Source organism: uncultured Roseovarius sp. (assembly GCF_913057115.1).
Taxonomy (GTDB): Bacteria; Pseudomonadota; Alphaproteobacteria; order Rhodobacterales; family Rhodobacteraceae; genus Roseovarius.
This window is the reverse complement of the sequence record NZ_CAJXNN010000015.1, coordinates 52,685-72,379: the sequence shown is the minus strand read 5'-3', so window position 1 is coordinate 72,379 and position 19,695 is coordinate 52,685. Positions and strand designations below refer to the sequence as shown.

At 58.6% G+C, this 19,695-nt stretch carries 17 protein-coding genes; 10 read left to right on the top strand and 7 right to left on the bottom strand.

Features of this window, described 5'->3' with window-relative positions; translation table 11 throughout:
* From QZ498_RS08465 to QZ498_RS08455, 3 genes are all read right to left on the bottom strand, one after another.
* Positions 1-371: AAA family ATPase (locus QZ498_RS08465; protein ID WP_294621438.1), on the bottom strand; the 371-nt coding region annotated here is incomplete at its 3' end.
* A gap of 147 nt (positions 372-518) precedes the next feature.
* Positions 519-890 (bottom strand): H-NS histone family protein, encoded by a 372-nt coding sequence (locus QZ498_RS08460; RefSeq protein WP_294621437.1) that lies wholly within the window; start codon positions 888-890, stop codon positions 519-521.
* Positions 891-1,093: 203 nt separating this feature from the next.
* Entirely contained in the window at positions 1,094-2,338 is a 1,245-nt protein-coding gene (locus tag QZ498_RS08455; RefSeq protein ID WP_294621435.1) for an integrase family protein, read from the bottom strand.
* Positions 2,339-3,030: 692 nt separating this feature from the next.
* Here QZ498_RS08455 and QZ498_RS08450 point away from each other — a divergent pair.
* The gene (locus QZ498_RS08450) at positions 3,031-3,525 is read left to right on the top strand and encodes an Lrp/AsnC family transcriptional regulator (protein ID WP_294621434.1); all 495 of its coding nucleotides are present in this window, start codon (positions 3,031-3,033) and stop codon (positions 3,523-3,525) included.
* A gap of 608 nt (positions 3,526-4,133) precedes the next feature.
* On the opposite strand, the gene QZ498_RS08445 is transcribed toward QZ498_RS08450, so the two are convergent.
* Positions 4,134-4,823 (bottom strand): GntR family transcriptional regulator, encoded by a 690-nt coding sequence (locus QZ498_RS08445; RefSeq protein ID WP_294621433.1) that lies wholly within the window; start codon positions 4,821-4,823, stop codon positions 4,134-4,136.
* 246 nt (positions 4,824-5,069) lie between these two features.
* On the opposite strand from QZ498_RS08445, the gene QZ498_RS08440 reads away from it, so the two are divergent.
* The 4 genes from QZ498_RS08440 to QZ498_RS08425 all read left to right on the top strand — a co-directional run bounded on the left by QZ498_RS08440 (position 5,070) and on the right by QZ498_RS08425 (position 10,133).
* The gene (locus QZ498_RS08440) at positions 5,070-6,614 is read left to right on the top strand and encodes an ABC transporter substrate-binding protein (RefSeq protein WP_294621432.1); all 1,545 of its coding nucleotides are present in this window, start codon (positions 5,070-5,072) and stop codon (positions 6,612-6,614) included.
* 91 nt (positions 6,615-6,705) lie between these two features.
* Positions 6,706-7,671 (top strand): ABC transporter permease, encoded by a 966-nt coding sequence (locus QZ498_RS08435; RefSeq protein ID WP_294621431.1) that lies wholly within the window; start codon positions 6,706-6,708, stop codon positions 7,669-7,671.
* 10 nt (positions 7,672-7,681) lie between these two features.
* Positions 7,682-8,521, top strand: coding sequence for an ABC transporter permease (locus QZ498_RS08430; RefSeq protein ID WP_294621429.1), 840 nt, complete (start codon positions 7,682-7,684; stop codon positions 8,519-8,521).
* Position 8,522: 1 nt separating this feature from the next.
* Positions 8,523-10,133, top strand: a complete 1,611-nt coding sequence (locus QZ498_RS08425) for an ABC transporter ATP-binding protein (protein ID WP_294621428.1) — start codon at positions 8,523-8,525, stop codon at positions 10,131-10,133.
* A 118-nt stretch (positions 10,134-10,251) separates the two neighbouring features.
* Here the strand turns inward: QZ498_RS08425 and QZ498_RS08420 are convergent, their stop codons facing one another.
* On the bottom strand, positions 10,252-11,454 hold the full coding sequence (locus QZ498_RS08420; protein ID WP_294621427.1) for an aminotransferase class V-fold PLP-dependent enzyme: 1,203 nt from the start codon (positions 11,452-11,454) through the stop codon (positions 10,252-10,254).
* 272 nt (positions 11,455-11,726) lie between these two features.
* On the opposite strand from QZ498_RS08420, the gene QZ498_RS08415 reads away from it, so the two are divergent.
* Entirely contained in the window at positions 11,727-12,368 is a 642-nt protein-coding gene (locus tag QZ498_RS08415) for a response regulator transcription factor (protein ID WP_294621426.1), read from the top strand.
* On the opposite strand, the gene QZ498_RS08410 is transcribed toward QZ498_RS08415, so the two are convergent.
* Together QZ498_RS08410 and speB are read right to left on the bottom strand one after the other, a co-directional pair.
* On the bottom strand, positions 12,362-13,813 hold the full coding sequence (locus QZ498_RS08410; protein ID WP_294621425.1) for a DUF805 domain-containing protein: 1,452 nt from the start codon (positions 13,811-13,813) through the stop codon (positions 12,362-12,364). The two genes, QZ498_RS08415 and QZ498_RS08410, sit on opposite strands and share 7 nt — an antisense overlap.
* A gap of 97 nt (positions 13,814-13,910) precedes the next feature.
* A complete protein-coding gene (gene speB, locus QZ498_RS08405) occupies positions 13,911-14,873 on the bottom strand; it encodes an agmatinase (RefSeq protein WP_294621424.1) in 963 nt (320 codons plus the stop codon).
* 577 nt (positions 14,874-15,450) lie between these two features.
* Between speB and QZ498_RS08400 the strand changes: the two genes are divergently transcribed.
* The 4 genes from QZ498_RS08400 to QZ498_RS08385 are packed head-to-tail and all read left to right on the top strand — an operon-like array spanning position 15,451 to position 19,548.
* Positions 15,451-16,620 carry a glycine cleavage T C-terminal barrel domain-containing protein gene (locus tag QZ498_RS08400; RefSeq protein WP_294621422.1) on the top strand — a complete coding sequence of 390 codons (1,170 nt, stop codon included), beginning with the start codon at positions 15,451-15,453 and terminating at the stop codon, positions 16,618-16,620.
* Positions 16,617-17,081 (top strand): OsmC family protein, encoded by a 465-nt coding sequence (locus QZ498_RS08395; RefSeq protein WP_294621421.1) that lies wholly within the window; start codon positions 16,617-16,619, stop codon positions 17,079-17,081. Before QZ498_RS08400 ends, QZ498_RS08395 begins: the two co-directional genes overlap by 4 nt.
* Positions 17,082-17,104: 23 nt before the next feature.
* Positions 17,105-17,908, top strand: coding sequence for an enoyl-CoA hydratase (locus QZ498_RS08390; RefSeq protein WP_294621420.1), 804 nt, complete (start codon positions 17,105-17,107; stop codon positions 17,906-17,908).
* 5 nt (positions 17,909-17,913) lie between these two features.
* On the top strand, positions 17,914-19,548 hold the full coding sequence (locus tag QZ498_RS08385; RefSeq protein WP_294621419.1) for an acyl-CoA synthetase: 1,635 nt from the start codon (positions 17,914-17,916) through the stop codon (positions 19,546-19,548).
* Positions 19,549-19,695 lie beyond the last annotated feature (147 nt).

Sequence of the window (19,695 nt, the reverse complement as noted above, 5' to 3'; positions counted from 1 at the left end):
AGAATATCCAAGTTTTCCTGTAGCTGCGCTTTGTCCACTTCTGACAGATGGTGGCCCATCGCAAACAAACGGTGACGAGTAACAGCTTCTGGGTCTTCAAGTGACAGCACGACCACTTGACCCTGCTCTGGGTCTTCACCCCAAATGCCAAATAGGTCTTTGCCTAGGGCGACGCTGATAGCTTTTTGTAAAGCAAGAAAGCTTTTACCAACACCACCAGGTGATACCAAAACGCCAAAGGTTTCCGCTAGCAAACCTGGAAACACGAAATCCAAAGGCTCTGGCTTTTCGGTGAGCACAGTGTGTAAACTCATACTTGCGGCTTCAAATTTGTTGGACCAACCGGTGTCCATATTTTCCATAATTCCCATTTTCATTACCTTTCTGTTAAATGGTTTTGTTGGCTAAATAATTGCCAATTACTTTAATAATTAAAAAAATTAATAAAGTCAATATAAAAAATAAGAAACAGCCCAATTAATTTTTTGGGCTGCTTTTGGTTTCGTTAGCGCGGCTTTTTATCGGCTTTTGGCTTCCCACTCTTTTAGCTTTGCCTGATGCTCAGGATTTTTACGATCTAATTTCTCAATGCCTAAATAGTCCAAAGCCCATTGAGGCGTGGACCGACCCCGTCCAGTCCACGTTAAATTTGGATCCTCAGGATGCTTATACTTTGCACGTACCTTACCTTTTTTAGGAGACGCGCTGGCCTTTACACCCATTGCGACTAAAACCTCATCGATATCAAATGGGCTATCAGCAATCTGCTGCTTAATGCTTTGCGCTAGACTATTAAGTGCCTCTTTCTTTTGGTTCTCAAGAAGCTGCTCTGCTTGTTTCTGGTGCTCTAGAAGTTCTTCATATGTCATATCTTCTAAATTCTTCGTCATGGCGACCTCCTTTTTGAGAATTCTTTAATGTTCTTTTAATAAATTAATAAATTATATATTGCAATAGCTATTATTTAATGATATATCTTAATTTATGAAGAGTACACTACCATGTAGGTAGCAAAAGAGAGGGGCCAATTTGCCCCTCTTTTCTTTTTGGGAGTGGCTTTAGAGAAACAAATTTCTTTCAGCGCTGACACCTATCATTTTTGATACTTACTCCAAGCATTAGAAGCAGTGCTTTCAGTGCGCGCCTTAACCTGATGGGCATAGCGTTTTTCCAATTTAGCGTATCTGCTTTTGACCATTTGAGTGGATGCATGAGAAAGCATAAAACTCACGTCTTCGATTGGCACTCCAGTATCCACCATCGTTTGAGCAAAAGTATGTCTCAAAGAATACGGCGTGATGGATCCTCGCTCATCGTTAGTAAGCGGGGTAAAATCTAGAACTTGCTTCACGTATTTACCGTAAGTATCACGTGTCATTGCCTTACCCGCGTTACGGCTTGGAAAACACCACGGGTTGCGAAAAGCCTCTTTTCGAGTAGCAGGTCGTTTAATGTTATCTAGAGCAGCTTCATGCAATGGAACGATGACATCGTCACGTAACCAGTCGGTTTTATGGGTGCGCAGATACGCATATCCTTCATCAAAGTTAACATAGTTATTGCTACCATTATCAAAGTGCTGGAGTGACAAAAATGATCCAGGCCTCATCCCAGAGTACAATCCAAACTTGATGGCTCTCTGAGCCACGTCATGTCCAAGAGCATCTACTGCCTCTAAGAACAGCCCAACCTGAGACTCTGGGATTGCGATGCGTGTTCGCTTTTCTGCATTTTTCTTGACAAGCTTGCACGGATTATCCGGGATAACTGATCGTCGTACGAGATCAGTGAGTACGTGCGACAGATACGAGAGCTCTCTATTCGCTGCAGTCTTTGCCGAAGTAGAGCGCCAGATATGATACTCATTCACAGCTTGATACGTAAGGTGGCGCACGTCAAAGTCGTCACCAAAAAACTCTCGAATACGTTTATACGCATAATGCTTTTCCCGGAGGGTTTTTGGCCATGATGTTCGCTGACTGGCCTCGACGTGATAGGGGCACTCATATCTTTTTGAGCACTCTTCTCGGAGATAGCTCTCCAAAGCGTCGGCAAGGGGTAGGTGGCCAGATAGCTCCTCTTGGCGCGTAAAATTTTTTCTGTCCATTAACCCGACACGTTGCCGCTCTGCCTTCTTCCGCGCTTCGGATACCGAGATTTCACCCACCTTACCAAGGTCGATATCCTTTTTCTTACCATCAACCCGCGCTCTTAACGTGAAGGTTTTTGTTCCTGCTCTTGAAACTCTGACATAGAAACCAGTCATTGATTCATCGCGAACATAGTACTGCTTCCCGGTCGGCTTGAGTTTCTTCACCGCGTCCTGCGTCAACTTCATAGCATTAGCCCTTCGTTTGAATTTTCTCAGTCTGGACGATTGAGTGGTGATACACCATGATACCCCGGTGATACCCCACATTTTAGCGAATCACAATATTCTCTATAGTTGTACCAAGTTTGAAGTTTTGAGCCTGAGGGGTAAAATATCCGCTTATTTCAAGGCTTTGTGCAATTTTAAAAAGAAATTGCTTGACGAAAAATTTTAGGGTATACTGACTTTTAATCAGTGGGTTGCAGGTTCGAATCCTGCACGGCTCACCACTGTTTTTTGACTATCAATGACTTGGCTGACCAGAATTTTCACTTGGGCCTGTCGTATGGCTTTTCTGAAAGCAGTACGGAAAATTGCCGAATGCGAAACTCAACAGGAACCGAAGTTGCGGTTTTTTGATGGCCGTCCAATGTCGCGTGCGGTGCGAATGTCATAGGCTGGTGGTTGAGCTTGACTTTGCGGGATCGCCACGTCGAGAATTCAAGGGAATTGGACAAAAGGTTGCGGAAGACGTTCATGGGCGAGCGTTGCTTTGCGTTGGCTTGGGTTATCTTATAGCCAACGCTTGACGGTGACACGCTACAATGCGTCGCAAACCCGCTTCGCTTGGGCTGGATAGTTACATATTGATCGGTGGTAACGCAGTTCGTCATGATCAAGACGACACGTGATTAGGTCAGTCGACAAGGCGGTTAGCTATGCGAGAACGACAAGGGCTCGACCCAACAGACATTCGCATTCTCAGTGCCGTTCAAAAGCACGGCCAGTTGAGCAAGACCAAACTTGCGGAACTGGTAAACCTCTCGGCCACGCCCTGTTGGGCGCGTTTGAACCGCTTGCGCGCGGCAGGATATATTCGAGGCTATCACGCCGATATCGCGCTGGAGCGGGTGATTGATGCGACGCGGGTCGTGGTGACGGTCTCGCTGACCCATCACCGCAAGACTGATTTCGACCGTTTCGAGGCATACATCAAGCAAGTGGACGAGATCATAAATTGCGTCGCCACGGGCGGCGGTATCGACTACGTGATGACAGTGGTCTGCCCCACCCTGTCGTCCTTTCAGGCCTTGATGGATGATCTGCTCTCGGCGGATTTGGCGGTGGACCGCTATATGACCTATTTTGCCACCCGCCTGATCAAGGCCGAACAGCCCAACCTTGCCAAGCTGGTTGCCGAAAGCGGGCGATAAGAGGAACGTGTCTTCGTTGGCAGGGGTTAAATTCGGGCGTCCACGATAACGCAGACCTGCGCGCGTTTTGTACACGGCAGCCAGCGAAGACTGCTCTCAGCCCGGAGCGGACCCAAGGCCTTCGCCGTCACTGGGCGATAGCCGACCTTGGCCGTGCATGTTGCGAATTGGTATGTTGCGGGACGAAGCTGCCGCCCGAGGATCGCGAAAGGATTGCCGTCGAGTGCAACCGCCCGGCGCACACCGGGCATCGCCCGACCTCCCCCCGGAGGGCGATTTTCCAACATTTGCCAAAGAAAAATCGTCGAGTGGCTTGGAGATGTCAGGCCCCACAGAGTCCTTGCAAACGCCCTCCAGGTCGGCCGATGCCCGGTGTGTGCCTGATGGTAGCCATGGCCGCTGACGTCTTTCGGGACAACGCCACCGCTTTGCAAACCCCACTCCCTGCGCGGCGCGCGTCACGCGGTGCGCATGAATGCGCACCCTAGGGGTAAGGGTTTGTCGTCGCCCTGACGTCCTGTGCAAAGCCGCCATTGCCGACCTGCACCGCGTCGCGTCAGTCGTGCGGTTCGCTCCTGCGGTTCAGGGATTGCGGGACACCCTGCACGTCATGTCGTTTCAAGGTTGCGAAAGTGGCTGACAACGGTCTCGCGGGCGACGCTGATGTGGTAATCCATGGCGGCGCGTGCCTCGTCCTCATCGCCGGAGGCTAATGCGTCGATGATCAGGTAGTGATTGCGCGCCACGAGGCCCGGTTCATCGAAAACCCGTTCGATCAGGGCGGTGCAGACCTGAATTTCCGATGCCAGTTTATCGAAAACCCCCAGAAAACGGGCATTGCCGCTGCTTTCCACGATCAGGCGGTGAAATTGCAGGTCGACGCCGATCTGGAAGATCAATTGTTCGTCCTTCGAGGAATCGACCATATCGTCGATTTGGCGGCGCAGCTTGTCGATGATGCCGTCAACGCGGCCCTCTCGCACGACCCGCGCGGCGGCTTCGCGTTCGATGCAGAGGCGCAGTTCGTAAAGCGAATCGAGATCCTCGGAATCCATCGTGCGGACGAAAAACCCCCGGTTGGCGTGCGACACCAAGAGCCCCGCGCTTTCCAAGAGGCGCCCCGCTTCGCGCACCGGGGCGCGGCTGACGCCCAAATCGCGGGCAATCACGGATTCGGCCACCCGGTCACCGGGCCGCAACTGCCCCGAAACGATCGCATCGGTCAGCATGCGTGCGATTTGCTGCGAGAGAGCATCGCGCGTGAGCGGTTGAAAAAGTGGCTTTGTGGACCTGTTCATGCCTTCAAATTAGACAAGCGATTGTCGTCTGTCGACAATTTACCTTGACTTGCCGCGAAGCTGCCGATGAAGTTGGAGTGAGCTTGGGTGCGTATATGGCGCGCGACAAGTGACTATTTGGCCGCGCCAAGAGACCGACCAACGGCAAGGCGCGCTATGGAGACCACAGCGTGGGGTTGCGTCTTGGGCATGGTCACATGACCAGCCGCAAAGGGCCGCCCCCCGCGTTTCAACAGGGAGACTTCGATGAAGACTATTCTCACAGCCTCGATCCTGAGCCTTGGGCTTGCGCTACCGACTTTTGCGCAAGACGCCGGGGGCCGCCTTGATATCGTGGTGCAGCCCGAGCCACCCAGCCTGATGCTGGGCTTGGTTCAGAACGGCCCGACGCAACTTGTGGCGGGCGACATTTACGAAAGCCTTCTGCGCTACGACAATGACCTGAACCCGATGCCCTCGCTGGCCAAATCGTGGGAGATTTCCGACGATGCGCTGACCTATACCTTCAAACTGCACGAAGGGGTTACGTGGCACGATGGCGAGCCGTTCACCGCCGAGGATGTGGTGTTTTCGGTCGATACCTTCCTGCGTGAAACCCATGCGCGCCTTCGGGTGAGCCTGCAACATGTGGAATCGGTCACCGCGCCGGATGACCATACGGTTGTTTTCAAGCTCAAGAACCCCTTTGGCCCCTTCATTGGCGTCTTTGAGGCCGGCACCATGCCGATGATCCCCAAGCACATCTATGAAGGCACCGATTTCGCCAACAACCCGGCGAACAACACGCCCATCGGGACCGGCCCCTACAAGTTCAACGAGTGGGAAAAGGGTAGCTATATCCACCTTGTGAAGAACGAGGACTACTATCTGGATGGGCAGCCCTATCTGGACGAAGTCTATTACAGGGTGATCCCCGATGCGGCCTCGCGGGCCGTGGCGTTTGAGAATGGTGAGGTCGATGTGCTTCCCGGTGGCTCGGTCGAGAACTGGGATGTGAAGCGCCTGACCGAGATGGACGGTGTGTGTTCCACCGGCAAGGGGTGGGAATATTTCGCGCCGCATGCCATGGCGTGGATGAACAACCGCGAAGGCCCCACCGCCAACAAGGATTTCCGCAAGGCGGTGATGTATGCGATGGACCGGGAGTTCGTGAAAGACGTGATCTGGAACGGCTTTGGCAAGGTGGCGACAAGCCCGGTGTCGTCGAAGACGAATTTCTACACCGACGACACCATCATGTATGATCAAGACCCCGACAAGGCGCGCGAGCATCTTGAGGCTGCGGGCTATGACGGGGAAACCGTGCGCATCCTGCCGCTGCCTTATGGCGAGACTTGGCAGCGTTGGGCCGAGGCGATGAAGCAGAACCTCGAAGAGGTGGGCGTCAACGTCGAGATGGTGGCCACGGATGTTGCGGGCTGGAACCAGAAGCAGGCGGAGTGGGATTTCGATATCGCCTTCACCTACCTCTACCAGTACGGCGATCCGGCGCTTGGTGTCGCGCGCAGCTACTTGTCGTCGAACATCGCAAAGGGCAGCCCGTGGAACAACGTGGCGGGCTATTCAAATGAAGACGTCGATGAGATGTTTGCCGAGGCCGCCGTGGCCGCGACCAATGAGGAGCGTCAGGAAATCTATACCAAGATCCAGCAGCAGCTTGTCGATGACGTGCCGGTGGCATGGCTGTTGGAGATCGAATTTCCGACGATCTATCGCTGTGATGTCCAAGACCTTGTGACCACCGCCATCGGTGTGAACGACGGTCTGCGCGACGCTTGGGTCAAGCAGTAACCCCAAGCCAAGACTTTGGGCCAGTCCGGGCATTTCCGGGCTGGCCCCTTTCGGATTCTGACCCTCACCACGAACCGAGCAGGCCCATACCATGACACTCGCCGCCGCCATATTCGGCCGCGCCGCCAAGGCCGCGATCACGCTTTTGCTGATCGTGATTTTGAATTTCTTCCTGATCCACGCCGCCCCCGGCGATCCGGCCATGGTTATGGCGGGTGAAGCGGGCGCGGCCGATGAGCAATTCATCCAGCAACTGCGCGAGCAATTCGGGCTGGACCAGCCGCTTTATGTGCAGTTCTGGAACTATGTCTCAGGCGTTCTGCAACTGGACCTTGGCTATTCCTATCGCCAACAGATGCCGGTGCTGGACCTGATCCTTGATCGGCTTCCCGCCACGCTTTTGCTGACGCTGACGGCCTTTGGCATGTCCTTGCTGTTGGGCATCGTCTTTGGCCTTGCCGCCGCCGCCCGTCAGGGCAAGTGGAGCGATACGATGATCACCACCATGGCGCTGCTCTTTTATGCCACGCCGCTCTTCTGGGTGGCGCTGATGGCGGTGGTGCTGTTCTCGGTGCAACTGGGCTGGTTCCCGGCCTTTGGTTATGAATCGGTGGGGGCCGATTACACCGGGATGGCCGCCGTGATGGACCGCTTGACGCATCTCTTCCTGCCGGCGCTGACGCTGGGGCTGTTTTTCATGGCCGTTTACCTGCGGATGACGCGCTCATCGGTGCTGGAAGTCAGCCAGATGGATTTCGTCAAGACCGCCCGCGCCAAGGGGTTGGTCGAAGGCACGATCCGCCGCCGTCATATCCTGCGCAATGCGCTGTTGCCGGTGGTGACGCTGGCGGGTTTGCAGGCCGGGCAACTGGTGGGCGGGGCCGTTCTGACCGAAACGGTGTTCGCATGGCCCGGCATCGGGCGGCTGATGTTCGAGAGCCTGACCGCGCGGGATTACAACACGCTTTTGGGGGTGTTCCTTGTCTCGGCGGCGATGGTCATTGCCTTCAATATCATCACCGATATCGTTTATCGGTTGATTGACCCGCGGATTTGAGGAGGCGGATATGATGGATTTCCTCAAACGTTTTTCCCGCAATCGCGGCGCGGTGATCGGCGCTTTGATCCTGATTTGCGTGGTGCTTCTGGCGGTGTTCGCGCCGCTGCTTTACCCCGACAGCCCGTGGAAGATGGTACAACGGCCCTTCCTTGTGCCGTTCAGCACCGAGGGCTTCCCGCTTGGCACCGATACCTTGGGCCGGGATGTGGCGGCGGGGCTGGTGCATGGGGCGCGGGTGTCGCTGATCGTGGGACTGGTCTCGACGCTTGTGGCATTGCTGATCGGTGTGCCGCTGGGGGCCTTTGCGGGCTTTTATGGCGGCTTGGTGGATGATGGCGCGATGCGCTTTACCGAATTCTTCCAGACCATCCCGAATTTCGCGCTGGCCATTGTGCTTGTCGCGATCATGGAGCCGACGCTTCCCACCATCACCCTTGCCATTGCGATTGTCAGTTGGCCGCCCGTCGCCCGCCTTGTGCGGGCCGAGGTGCTATCGCTGCGCAAGCGCGAGTTTGTCGATGCCGCGCGGCTGGCGGGGCTGTCGAACACGCGGATCTTGTTCGGGCATATCCTGCCCAATGCCATGTCGCCGATAATCGTCATGGCCTCGCTTATGGTGGCGACGGCGATCTTGCTGGAAAGCTCGCTGTCGTTCCTTGGGTTGGGCGACCCGAATATCATGAGCTGGGGCTATATGATCGGGGCGGCGCGGACGGTGATCCGCTCGGCCTGGTGGCTGAGCTTCATTCCCGGTGTGGCGATCCTGTTGACGGTGCTGGCGCTGAACCTGATCGGCGAGGGGCTGAACGATGCGCTCAACCCGCGGCTGGCACGGAAGGGGCGCTAAGATGGAAACGGTGCTTTCAATCCGCGATCTGGCGATTTCCCTGCCCCCCGGGGCCGACCGGGAGTTTGCCGTTCAGCATGTGGAATTTGACCTCAACGCCGGGGAAATCCTGTGTGTGGTGGGGGAATCCGGGTCGGGCAAGTCCATGACCGCGAATGCGCTGATGGGGCTTTTGCCCGATCAGGTGGAGGTGGCGCAGGGCAGCGCAGTCTTCGAAGGGCGGGACATCATGAGCCTGCCGGACGGTGAGCGCCGTAAGCTGCGGGGTGACCGGATCGGGATGATCTTCCAAGAGCCGATGACCGCCCTCAACCCGCTGATGCGGATTGGCGACCAGATCACCGAGGTCTTCGAGGCGCACAACCGGCACAGCCCGGCAGAGCGGCGGGAAAAGGCCCTGTCCCTTATTCGTGAGGTGGGCCTGCCCGACCCCGAAAAGATCATCCGCGCCTATCCTTTCCAATTGTCGGGCGGGCAGCGGCAGCGGGCGATGATCGCCATGGCGCTGGCGCTTGATCCGGCGATCCTGATTGCCGATGAGCCGACAACGGCGCTGGATGTGACAACGCAGGCGCAAATCCTTGACCTCATCAAATCCATTCAGGAACGCCACGGCATGGCGGTGATGTTCATCACCCATGATTTCGGCGTCGTGGCCGAGATTGCCGACCGGGTGATCGTCATGCGCTATGGCGAGATTGTCGAGCAGGGCGCGGCGCGCGAGGTTCTGGAAAACCCGCAGCACGATTACACCAAGGCCTTGCTTGAGGCGATCCCGTCTGATCACGTTCCCACACCTGAGCCAAATGCCGGGGGGCCGGTTCTGGAGGTGCGCAACCTGCGCAAGACCTTTGTCACCTCGGGTGGTCTCTTCAAACCCAAGCGGAGTGTCACGGCGATTGACGATGTGTCGTTCACCATCGCGCGGGGCGAGGTTTTGGGCATTGTCGGCGAATCCGGTTCGGGCAAATCCACCGTGGGCCGCGCCATCGTGCGGCTGGTGGAGGCCGACAGCGGCGAGGTGATCCTTGACGGCCAAGACATGAACAGCCTGAGCGCCGAGGAATTGCGCAGCGCGCGCCGCAGGGTGCAGATGATTTTCCAAGACCCTTATGCCTCGCTCAATCCGCGCAAGAAGATTTTGCATGCCCTGTCGGAAGGGCCGATTGTGCAAGGCGTGCCCAAGGATAAGGCCCATGCGCGGGCGCGCGAATTGCTGGAGATTGTCGAGCTGGATGCCGGCGCCGCAGACCGCTATCCGCATGAGTTTTCCGGCGGGCAGCGGCAGCGGATTGGCATTGCCCGCGCCTTGGCGATGGACCCGGACCTGATCATCGCGGATGAGGCGGTTTCGGCCTTGGACGTGTCCATTCAGGCGCAGGTTCTGGACCTTTTGCGCGACCTGCAAAGCCGGTTGAACCTGTCGCTGATGTTCATCACCCATGACATGCGGGTGGCGGCGCAGCTTTGTGACAGGGTGGCGGTGATGCAAAAGGGCAAGCTGGTGGAGCTTGGCCCGGTGGGCGAGGTCTTTCTTGATCCCAAGGCGGAGTATACCCGCAACCTTCTGGCAGCGGTCCCCGGCACCAAGTGGAGCCGGCAACCGGCATGAGCGCCGTCTAACGCATGACTTGGCTTTGATGAGGGAGCATTCGTTGGTGTCGCCTGCGGCTTCAACACAAACGCTCCCTCATGTGGTTGTCAGCTATGCGGCAGGGCGCAAGGCAGGCTCAGGCTGCCTTGCTTTCCGCGTGGCGCGCATCGGGGGTCGTGGCGCGGAAATGCTCGGACGCGGCGGCGATGCCGGAGCCGGGTTCAACCTTGGCCCCGGCATCGCGCAGGGCCATTTCAGCGGCGGAAATCGCACCGCAGAGCATGACCGCGTTCATCGAGCCGATATGACCGATGCGGAAGGCGCGACCGGCAAGGATGTTGAGGCCCGATCCCAGCGAGGTTTGGTATTTGTAATAGGCGGTCGAGATCACGTCGCGGGCATCGACGCCTTGGGGCGTATAGATCGCCGAGACCGTGTCGGAGTAGCAGGCCGGATCGCGGGCCACCAGTTCGCAGCCATTCCAAGCGGCCACGGCGGCGCGTGTGCCTTCGGCGAGGCGGGCGTGCCGGGCCCATGTGCTTTCCATTCCGGGCTCAAGCAGCATGTCGAGCGACACGCGTAGACCGCGCAGGAGTTGCGTAGCGGGCGTATAGGGGAAATAGCCGGTGTCGTTGAGGGCGATCATATCGGCGAAATGGAAGTAGCTGCGCGGCATGGAGGCGGTTTTGCTGGCCGCAAGCGCCTTGTCGGAGACCCCGAGGAAGCCGAGGCCCGCCGGCAGCATGAAGCCCTTTTGCGAACCGGCGACAGCGAGGTCGACGCCCCATTTTTCCATCTCGAATTCGATCGAGGCGATGGAGCTGACGCCATCGACGAAAAGCAAGGCGGGGTGGCCCGCCTCGTCCAGGGCGCGGCGGATGGCGGCAATGTCGGAGGTGACGCCGGTGGCGGTCTCGTTGTGGGTGGCGAAGACGGCCTTGATCTGGTGGCCGGTATCAGCCTTGAGGCGTTCGGCATAGGTCTCGACCGGGACGGGGTTGCCCCAGTCGGTGTCGCAGAGGTCCACATCGAGGCCGAGGCGGGTGGCCATCTCGGCCCAGAGCAGGGAGAACTGGCCGAAGCGCGACATCAGCACACGGTCGCCGGTGTCGAGCGTGTTGGTGATCGCCGATTCCCAAGCCCCGGTGCCGGAGGAGGGGAAGATGAAGACCCGGCCGTTTTCAAGCCGGAAGACCTTTTTGATGTCGGTCAGGACGCTATCGACGAAGCCGCCGAAATCCGGGGCGCGCATGTCCTCCATGGGGATGTTCATGGCCTGCCGGACGGGTTCGGGGACATTGGTGGGGCCGGGGACGAAGAGGTGTTGATAACCGTGCATGGGGCTTCTCCAGTTTTTCTTTGATCCCTGTATCGGCATCTGCGGCTGTTGGCGTAATCCCCGAGTGAATACCCATGGCGAGCGGCTGGCGGGGCGTGCCTCCTATCGGGTAGGGCGGCCCCACCCGGTTGAGTGAAGGCGCACAGTCGCATGCCGTGGCATACTGAAAAATCCTTGAAAATCATCGTTTTAGAGTGATTTTTTGTCGCATTTCAGGGCGTGGGAAAAGGCCGCGTTTCGTGTACACTGTGCCGATGGAGGAGACCAAATTCATGACCGCGGCGCCTGTAGACAGCGCCACGCGCGACGCCCCGCAGGTGATTGTTGCCGACCGGCAAGTGATCGTCTGTCAGGGGATAGGGTCGCTTGTGTCGCAAATTCCCGAGGTGACGCTGGGTGCCTTCGCCACCGACAAGGCGAGCCTCAAGAAGCTGCTGTCGGGGACCAAGGGGCCTGCCATCCTGATTTTGGGTGTGCGGCTGGCGGATGGGGATTTGACCCAGGTGCTGGAGATGGTGCGCAAGGATTACCCGCAGGTGATGGTCGTCGTCGTCGCCGAGGACAGCGAGTTTGCTTTTATCCGGGCGGCGATCAAACAGGGGGCCAATTCGGTTTGCATGATGAGCCAGATCCTGACCAGCCTGCCGAAGATTCTGGGCAAGCTGGTGGAGGGACATTCGATCGTGCCCACGGATATCCTCAAGCGGCTGACTTCGGAGAACACCGACGCGCTGTCGCGGCGCGAGCATGAGATTTTGGCGCTGTTGGTGGATGGCTTGACCAATTTCCAGATTTCCGCGCGGCTGGGCCTGAGCGAGAACACGGTGAAATATTACCTCAAGGCGATTTACCAGAAGCTCGATGTGAACTCACGCGGGGCGGCGATTGCCAAGTACGTGGCGGGGAATTACTGACCATGCGCGCTTTGGCGCGTCGGTAGGTCAATGTTCTTGGAGGCATGCGCCACGGTGGCCTGCGCCAGAGCATCGCGGGCTTGGGCATCTATGTCGCGCAGCATGGGCAGGAATTCCTCGGAAAAGCGGTAGGTGATGACGCGCTCTTGGGGCAGCCAGAATGTAAAGCGGCATGTTCCGAAATCTTCGGCTTTGCGATAACTCTCACAGGTTCCGAAACCCGCCGGGTTGCCGGTGCCGTCGGTGACGGCATAGCTTGCCCCGCGCGCAGCGGCTTTGCCGATGCAGCCCTCGCGGGTTTCATAGCGCGGGCCGCGGTCGCGAAAGGCCTCAAGCGCGGCTTGGGCCGAGGCGGCGGACATTTCCTTTAACCGGGTGATCCCCGGGGCAATGACACGGTCGGCTTCACAATTGAAGCGGGTCAGTTTTTCGAATTCGTCGGTGAAGGAGGGGGTGCTCCCCCAATCGGGGGTGCCATCGTAAAGGCGATGCTGTGAGGGTAGGGAGATTTCCAAGGCTGTCTTTGGGTGATCTGTAAACGCCCCGGCAAGCGGGCTGAATTCGGGTAAGGTAACGAGAAGTTTCAGCGTGGAGTCTCCCGACGCGGGCTGTTTGGGGCGCAGCTCGGTTGAAAGCACAGCGTAGCCCTGTTTGTGGGTCTTTTCGACATCTTCGGCGCTCACAAGTGTGACGCGTTTGTAATCCACCGTGGGGTGCACGTTGGCGGCTTTGGGAAAGCTGAAGGCCCAGAGGGCATCATCATGGTCGCCCCAATGCCCATTGCGGCCCGCGTCGCGCAGCATCACTTGCTGGCGGTTTGGGTCGAAGTAGGGCTCTGGTTGGGGCGCGGGGGTGTAAAGATGGGCGATAGCCACGTCGAGAAGCCCGATGAGGCCGATGGCGGCCAGCCCGAGGCGCGCGGTCAGCGGGCGCAGGCCGATCCAGAGCCGTTTGTGGCCGGACCTGTCAAATTGACGGGCTTCATCGGGGTCTGGGGCCTTCGGTGCGGGGCCGTATTTTTCGCCGCGATAGGTGCCTTTGCGCAGGGCGACCGAAGTTATGGCGACCAGACCAAACAGCGGGCCGAGAATTTCGCCATCGGCAAACCGGGCTGTCATGTAGGCGGAGGGGACAAGGATGCCCAGATACCACCAGCCGCTAAGCCCTATATCGTGAAACCGGCGAATGGTGACTGTTGTGGCAGGCACAAAGAGCGCCAGTTCGATCAGGCTGCCCACCGTGCGGAGCAGGTAGAACCCGTAGGAGGGATCGAGCCAGAGTGAAATGAGCGGTTTCATCCGCCATGTGCCGGTGAAGAGCACCAAGATCACCATCACCGCCGTGCAAAACGCCATGAAGATCCAAAACTCGGATCGGGAGGCGCGGCCTTGGATCGACCAGAATTTTTCGGTCAGGCAGGATTTGATTAGACTTTGAAAATGCATTTGCAACCTAAGCGTTTTGTGTTTGCCTAGGGTTCGCCGCTAAATTGGGCGATATTTGGCAGCGAATGTGATCTTGCTGTGATGTGCTGGCGCGGGGTTAAAGGCCGTGCCCCCGCGCGTGGAAGATGAAGCCCAGAACGTTCAGCAAAAGTTGTGCCGCGAGGATGGAGGTGGAGCCTGTGGGGTCGTAATCGGGGGCAACCTCGACGAGGTCGAGGCCGACCACCTCGTGGTTTTGGGCCACCGTTTGCAGCAGTTCCAGCACTTCGTAGTAGAGAAAGCCGCCGTGGCTGGGTGTGCCGGTGCCCGGTGCGATGGAGGGGCAGAAGGCGTCGATGTCGATGGTGACATAGACCCGCGCGCCTTTGGGGATGCGGTTTGCGGTGGCTTCTGGCCCCAGCGCGCGCATTTGCCGGACCGAGAGGATATCGGAGCCGCGCGCGCGGGCGTCGTCATAGCCGTCCTTGGCGGTGGAGCTGACGTTGCGGATGCCCAGTTGGGTGAGGCCGGTGACATAGGGTTTCTCGGCGGCGCGGCGCATCGGGTTGCCGTGGCCGTGCCGCACGCCGTGGCGTTCATCGACGAAATCGAGGTGGGCGTCGATTTGCAGGATGTGGATATCGCCTTGGCCCTCAAAGGCGTTGATGCAGGGGATATTGACCGAGTGATCGCCGCCGATGGTCACCGGCAGGGCCCCCGCCTTGAGGATGGCGCGCACGCCCTGTTCGATATTGGCGTGGGAGCTTTCGGTATCGGTGTGGATGATATCGGCGTCGCCAATGTCGACCATGCGCACCGTGCCGGGCAGGTAGGTGGCGTCGTCCTCATGGTCATAGGCCCCGGCGTGGCCGAAGCTGAAGAGCGTGCTTGCCTCGCGCACGCCACGCGGGCCGAAGCGCGCGCCCGAGCGCCATTGGGTGCCTGCGTCAAACGGTGCGCCGAGGATGGCGATATCGGCGTCGATGGTGGACCAATCCGCCACATAGGGCCTTTTGCCGAAGGTGGAGATGCCGACGAAGGGCAGGTCGAGCCGCCCGCTTTCATAGCCGTGTTTGGTCATTTGGTCCTCGGGGATGCTTTGCGTTTTCACCTTTTGGAACGTGAAAGAGGCCCCGGGTCAAGCCCGCGGCGTGGCTTGCACGTGGGTCAGTTTGGTGTTCGTCCCAGACTGCGGATAAAGCCTGTGCATGTCGGTTTTGCGGGACGAAGCGGCGATGGCCTGGCACCTGCGGTGCTATTCGGGCCCGGGTCTATGCTTTGAACGTCCAGCAAGGGCTCACTGCCCGCATTTGTGGCGGTTGAAACGAAGGTCTGGTATCGAGAAACGTCGCAACTTCGCGAACTCCGCTCCCTGCGCAAAGCCGCCGCTCACATCTCTACGATGAACGACGGATTTGAAAAGATGCGCACAACAGGCGGATCAATCGTGAAATACTGATTCAGATATTTGCGACACGCCCGTGTCGCTACTTGGCAACTTGGTCCAATCGGTCCTCAAAGCCCTGAATCCAAGCCTGAACGGTCTGCGTAAGCCCCGATTTTTAGGCCGGAATTTCAAATGAAACCGATTACATCCGCCTCAGGAGACAACGCAGCCTAGGGCCGGGCCCGAAGCGCAAATGAGGGTGGAGAACATCATGCAACTTCAAGATTTTGGCTTTGGTACTCAGATTCGCAAATCGCCTTACTTCGACGCCACCGTGCGTTGGGGCGCGCAGGGATTTTCGGTTTACAACCACATGTACATCCCGCGCGATTTCGGTGATCCGGAACAAAACTTCTGGAACCTTGTGAACGACGCCATCCTGTGTGACGTGGCGGTCGAGCGTCAGGTCGAAATCACCGGGCCGGATGCTGCAAAGTTCACCCAGATGCTGACCCCGCGCGACCTGTCCAACATGTCGGTCGGTCAGTGCAAATACGTCCTGATCACCAATGCCGAAGGCGGCATCCTGAACGATCCGATCTTGCTGAAACTGGCGGAAGATCACTTCTGGCTGTCGCTGGCCGATAGCGACATCCTGCTTTGGGCGCAGGGTGTGGCCGTACACTCGGGCCTTGATGTGACCATCACCGAGCCGGATGTGTCGCCGTTGCAGCTGCAAGGCCCGAAATCGGGTGAGATCATGCGGGAACTCTTTGGCGACGAGATCATGGACCTGCGTTACTACTGGTTCATCGAAACGCAGCTGGACGGTATTCCGCTGATCGTGTCGCGCACCGGCTGGTCCAGCGAATTGGGGTACGAGATTTACCTGCGAGACTCCACCTATGGCGACGCCCTGTGGGAGCGGATCATGGCCGTTGGTATGCCCATGGGCCTCAAGCCCGGCCACACCTCGACCATCCGCCGCATCGAAGGTGGCATGCTGTCGTACCACGCCGATGCCGACATCACCACGAACCCCTTCGAGTTGGGCTTTGACCGTCTGGTGAACCTCGACATGGAGGCCGATTTCATCGGCAAGTTCGCCCTGCAACGCATCCGTGACAATGGTGTTGCCCGCAAACAGGTTGGCCTGATCATTGATGGCGATCCGATGGCCGGCCCGAACACCGCCTTCTGGACGATCAATCACGAGGGCGAGACTGTGGGCAAGGTAACCTCGGCGGTTTATTCGCCGCGCCTGAAAAAGAACATCGCGCTGGCCATGGTGGCGGTTGAGGCGGCCGAACTGGGCAGCGAGTTGGAAGTTCTGACCCAGACGGGTGAGACCACCGCGACCGTCGTGGAAAAACCCTTCTTCGATCCGCGCAAGCAGATTGCCGCCACCGGTGCCGCCATCAACGCACAGGCGACAGCATGAAGGCCGCGACGCTTTCCGATCTCGCGGTCGAGTTGCACTGGCACCGCGCGGAACCGGTTTTGGAAACTGGCAAGTTTTCCAACTCCCATACCGTGCAATACAACCGCGAGCATGAGCTGCAAGTGGACGCCGCCCCTGATTGGGGCGGCGATCCGGAAAACACCAACCCCGAACAGGCCCTCGCCGCGGCCCTGTCGAGTTGCCACATGATGACCTTCTTGGCGCTTTGCGCCAAGGCGGGTTGGCCGGTGGCCAGCTACCACGACTATGCCGAGGCGCATTTGGGCAAGAACCCAAAGGGGCAAATGTCGGTCACGCGGATCGACCTGAACCCGGTGGTGCGTTTCGACACTGGATTCACGGTCGAGCAAGACAAGCTGGACGAGATGCAGCACCGCGCGCACCGCTATTGCTTCATCGCCAACACGCTGGCCGACAGCGTGGACATCAACGTCAACTAAGACCCCAAGAAGGACCTCGTGCTATGAAAAACGAAAGCGTTATTCTGCTGCAAGATTTGTCAGACGACGGGATCCTTCGGTTGACGCTGAATGACGTCGGGCGGCGCAACGCGCTGTCCGAGGCGATGCTGACCGAGCTGGGCCGGACATTTGCGGAGGCAGGCGAGAACCCGGATGTTCGGGTGATCGTGCTGGCCGCCAATGGCCCGGCCTTCTGCGCCGGTCACGACCTCAAGGAAATGACCGCCGGGCGCGAGGCCGAGGATCGGGGTCGCGCCTATTTCACGCGCGTGATGGCGCAGTGTTCGGGCGTCATGCAGGGGATCGTCAACTGCCCCAAGCCGGTGATTGCCGAAGTGACCGGGATTGCCACCGCCGCAGGCTGCCAATTGGTGGCAAGCTGCGATCTGGCCGTGGCCGCCGAGAGCGCCAAGTTCAGCACGCCGGGCGTGCATATCGGGCTGTTCTGCTCCACCCCCATGGTGGCGCTGTCGCGCAACACCGCTAACAAGCACGCCATGGAAATGCTGCTGACCGGCGATATGACGCCGGCCGCCCGCGCCGCCGAGATCGGCCTTGTGAACTATGCCGTGGCCGAGGATGCCTTGACCGAGACGACCATGGAAATGGCCCGCAAGATCGCCTCGAAATCCAGCATGACACTGGCCACCGGCAAGCGCGCCTTCTATGCCCAGCGCGAAATGCCCTTGGCCGAGGCCTATGACTATGCCAGCCAAGTCATGGTTGATAACATGCTGGCGCATGATGCCGAAGAAGGCATCGGTGCCTTCATCGAAAAACGCGCGCCCCAGTGGCAGGATCGATAAAAGACATGACCGAGAACCCCTACAACACCGGCCTTGATCGCACCCCGGCGAACCATCAGCCGCTGACGCCGCTTGGCTTTCTGGAGCGTGCGGCCAGTGTGTTTCCCGATCACACCGCTATCGTGCACGGGGACCTGCGCCGCAATTATGCGGAGTTCTATGCCCGGTCGCGGGCTTTGGCATCGGCCTTGGCGGAGCGCGGCATGGGGCGGGGCGATACGGTCTCGGCGATGCTGGCCAATACGCCTGCCATGCTGGAAAGCCACTATGGCGTGCCGATGTGCGGTGCGGTTCTGCATTCGATCAACACGCGCCTTGATGCCGCGATCATCGCCTTCCAACTGGATCACGCCATGGCGAAGATCGTCATCGTGGACCGGGAATTCGCACCGCTGATGAGCGAGGCCTTGGCGCTGGCCAAGGTCACTCCGCAGGTGATCCTCTACGATGATCCCGAATATACCGGCCCCGGTGCCATGGAAGGGGCCGAGGATTACGAGGCATTCGTGGCCTCGGGCGATCCGGAATTTGCATGGCTCATGCCCGAGGATGAGTGGGACGCGATTTCCATCAACTACACCTCCGGCACCACGGGCGACCCCAAGGGCGTGGTTTCGCACCACCGGGGGGCTTACCTTCTGGCGCAGGGCAACGCGTTGACCACCTCGATGGGCAAGCACAGCGTTTACCTCTGGACCCTGCCGATGTTCCATTGCAACGGCTGGTGCTTCCCTTGGACTTTGTCCGCCATCATCGGCACTCATGTCTGCCTTCGCCAAGTCCGCTCCGAACCGATCTGGCGCGCGCTCGCCGAAGAAGGGGTGACACACCTCTGCGGCGCGCCCATCGTCATGTCGCTGATCGAAAGCGCCCCGGCCGAGGAAAAGCGTGAGCTTGACCGCCGGGTGCAGTTTTTCACCGCCGCCGCCCCGCCGCCCGAAAGCCTGTTGGCCAGCATGGATGCGGCAGGCTTTGACGTGACGCACCTTTACGGCCTCACCGAAACCTATGGCCCGGCGGTGGTCAATGAATGGCATGGCGATTGGTCGGCCCTGCCCGCCGCCGAACAGGCCCGCCTGAAGGCCCGCCAAGGCGTGCGGTACTTGCCGCTGGAACAGCTTGACGTGCTGGACCCCGACACCATGCAGCCCGTCCCACGTGACGGCGAAACCATGGGCGAGGTCATGTTCCGTGGCAATGTCGTGATGAAAGGTTACTTCCGCAACGCGGAAGCCACACAAAAGGCCCTTTCGGGCGGGTGGTTCCATTCGGGTGACCTGGGGGTTGTTCACCCGGATGGCTACATACAATTGAAGGACCGTTCCAAGGACATCATCATCTCGGGGGGCGAAAATATCTCTTCCATCGAGGTGGAGGAAGCATTGTATCGCCACCCGGCTGTGGCGGTGGCAGCGGTCGTTGCCATGCCGCACGAGAAATGGGGCGAAACCCCTTGTGCCTTTGTCGAACTGAACGCGGGCCAAGAGTTGGATGAGGCGACCCTGCGCACTTGGTGCCGCGAGCATCTTGCGTCCTACAAGGTTCCGGGCAAGATCGTCTTCGAAACGATCCCCAGAACCTCGACCGGGAAAATCCAAAAGTTCGTTCTGCGACAGCGGGTGCCAGATCTCGTGATGTGAGCGCGCTGCTTGGTGAACGGGTGTATCGAATGCGCGATTCCCTGTTCGTCGTGATAGCTTTCTGGGGTTTCAGCGTATCAGGTGACCGGCTTGCCAATTGCCGCGTGGCTGTTCATGGTTCGGGCAAAGAATCTTGGGGCTACGGGC

Bases quoted from the DNA above. Each gene is read 5' to 3' on its own strand.
- QZ498_RS08460 (WP_294621437.1), bottom strand. From the start codon at position 890: ATGACGAAGAATTTAGAAGATATGACATATGAAGAACTTCTAGAGCAC.
- QZ498_RS08455 (WP_294621435.1), bottom strand. From the start codon at position 2,338: ATGAAGTTGACGCAGGACGCGGTGAAGAAACTCAAGCCGACCGGGAAG.
- QZ498_RS08450 (WP_294621434.1), top strand. From the start codon at position 3,031: ATGCGAGAACGACAAGGGCTCGACCCAACAGACATTCGCATTCTCAGT.
- QZ498_RS08445 (WP_294621433.1), bottom strand. From the start codon at position 4,823: ATGAACAGGTCCACAAAGCCACTTTTTCAACCGCTCACGCGCGATGCT.
- QZ498_RS08440 (WP_294621432.1), top strand. From the start codon at position 5,070: ATGAAGACTATTCTCACAGCCTCGATCCTGAGCCTTGGGCTTGCGCTA.
- QZ498_RS08435 (WP_294621431.1), top strand. From the start codon at position 6,706: ATGACACTCGCCGCCGCCATATTCGGCCGCGCCGCCAAGGCCGCGATC.
- QZ498_RS08430 (WP_294621429.1), top strand. From the start codon at position 7,682: ATGATGGATTTCCTCAAACGTTTTTCCCGCAATCGCGGCGCGGTGATC.
- QZ498_RS08425 (WP_294621428.1), top strand. From the start codon at position 8,523: ATGGAAACGGTGCTTTCAATCCGCGATCTGGCGATTTCCCTGCCCCCC.
- QZ498_RS08420 (WP_294621427.1), bottom strand. From the start codon at position 11,454: ATGCACGGTTATCAACACCTCTTCGTCCCCGGCCCCACCAATGTCCCC.
- QZ498_RS08415 (WP_294621426.1), top strand. From the start codon at position 11,727: ATGACCGCGGCGCCTGTAGACAGCGCCACGCGCGACGCCCCGCAGGTG.
- QZ498_RS08410 (WP_294621425.1), bottom strand. From the start codon at position 13,813: ATGCATTTTCAAAGTCTAATCAAATCCTGCCTGACCGAAAAATTCTGG.
- speB (WP_294621424.1), bottom strand. From the start codon at position 14,873: ATGACCAAACACGGCTATGAAAGCGGGCGGCTCGACCTGCCCTTCGTC.
- QZ498_RS08400 (WP_294621422.1), top strand. From the start codon at position 15,451: ATGCAACTTCAAGATTTTGGCTTTGGTACTCAGATTCGCAAATCGCCT.
- QZ498_RS08395 (WP_294621421.1), top strand. From the start codon at position 16,617: ATGAAGGCCGCGACGCTTTCCGATCTCGCGGTCGAGTTGCACTGGCAC.
- QZ498_RS08390 (WP_294621420.1), top strand. From the start codon at position 17,105: ATGAAAAACGAAAGCGTTATTCTGCTGCAAGATTTGTCAGACGACGGG.
- QZ498_RS08385 (WP_294621419.1), top strand. From the start codon at position 17,914: ATGACCGAGAACCCCTACAACACCGGCCTTGATCGCACCCCGGCGAAC.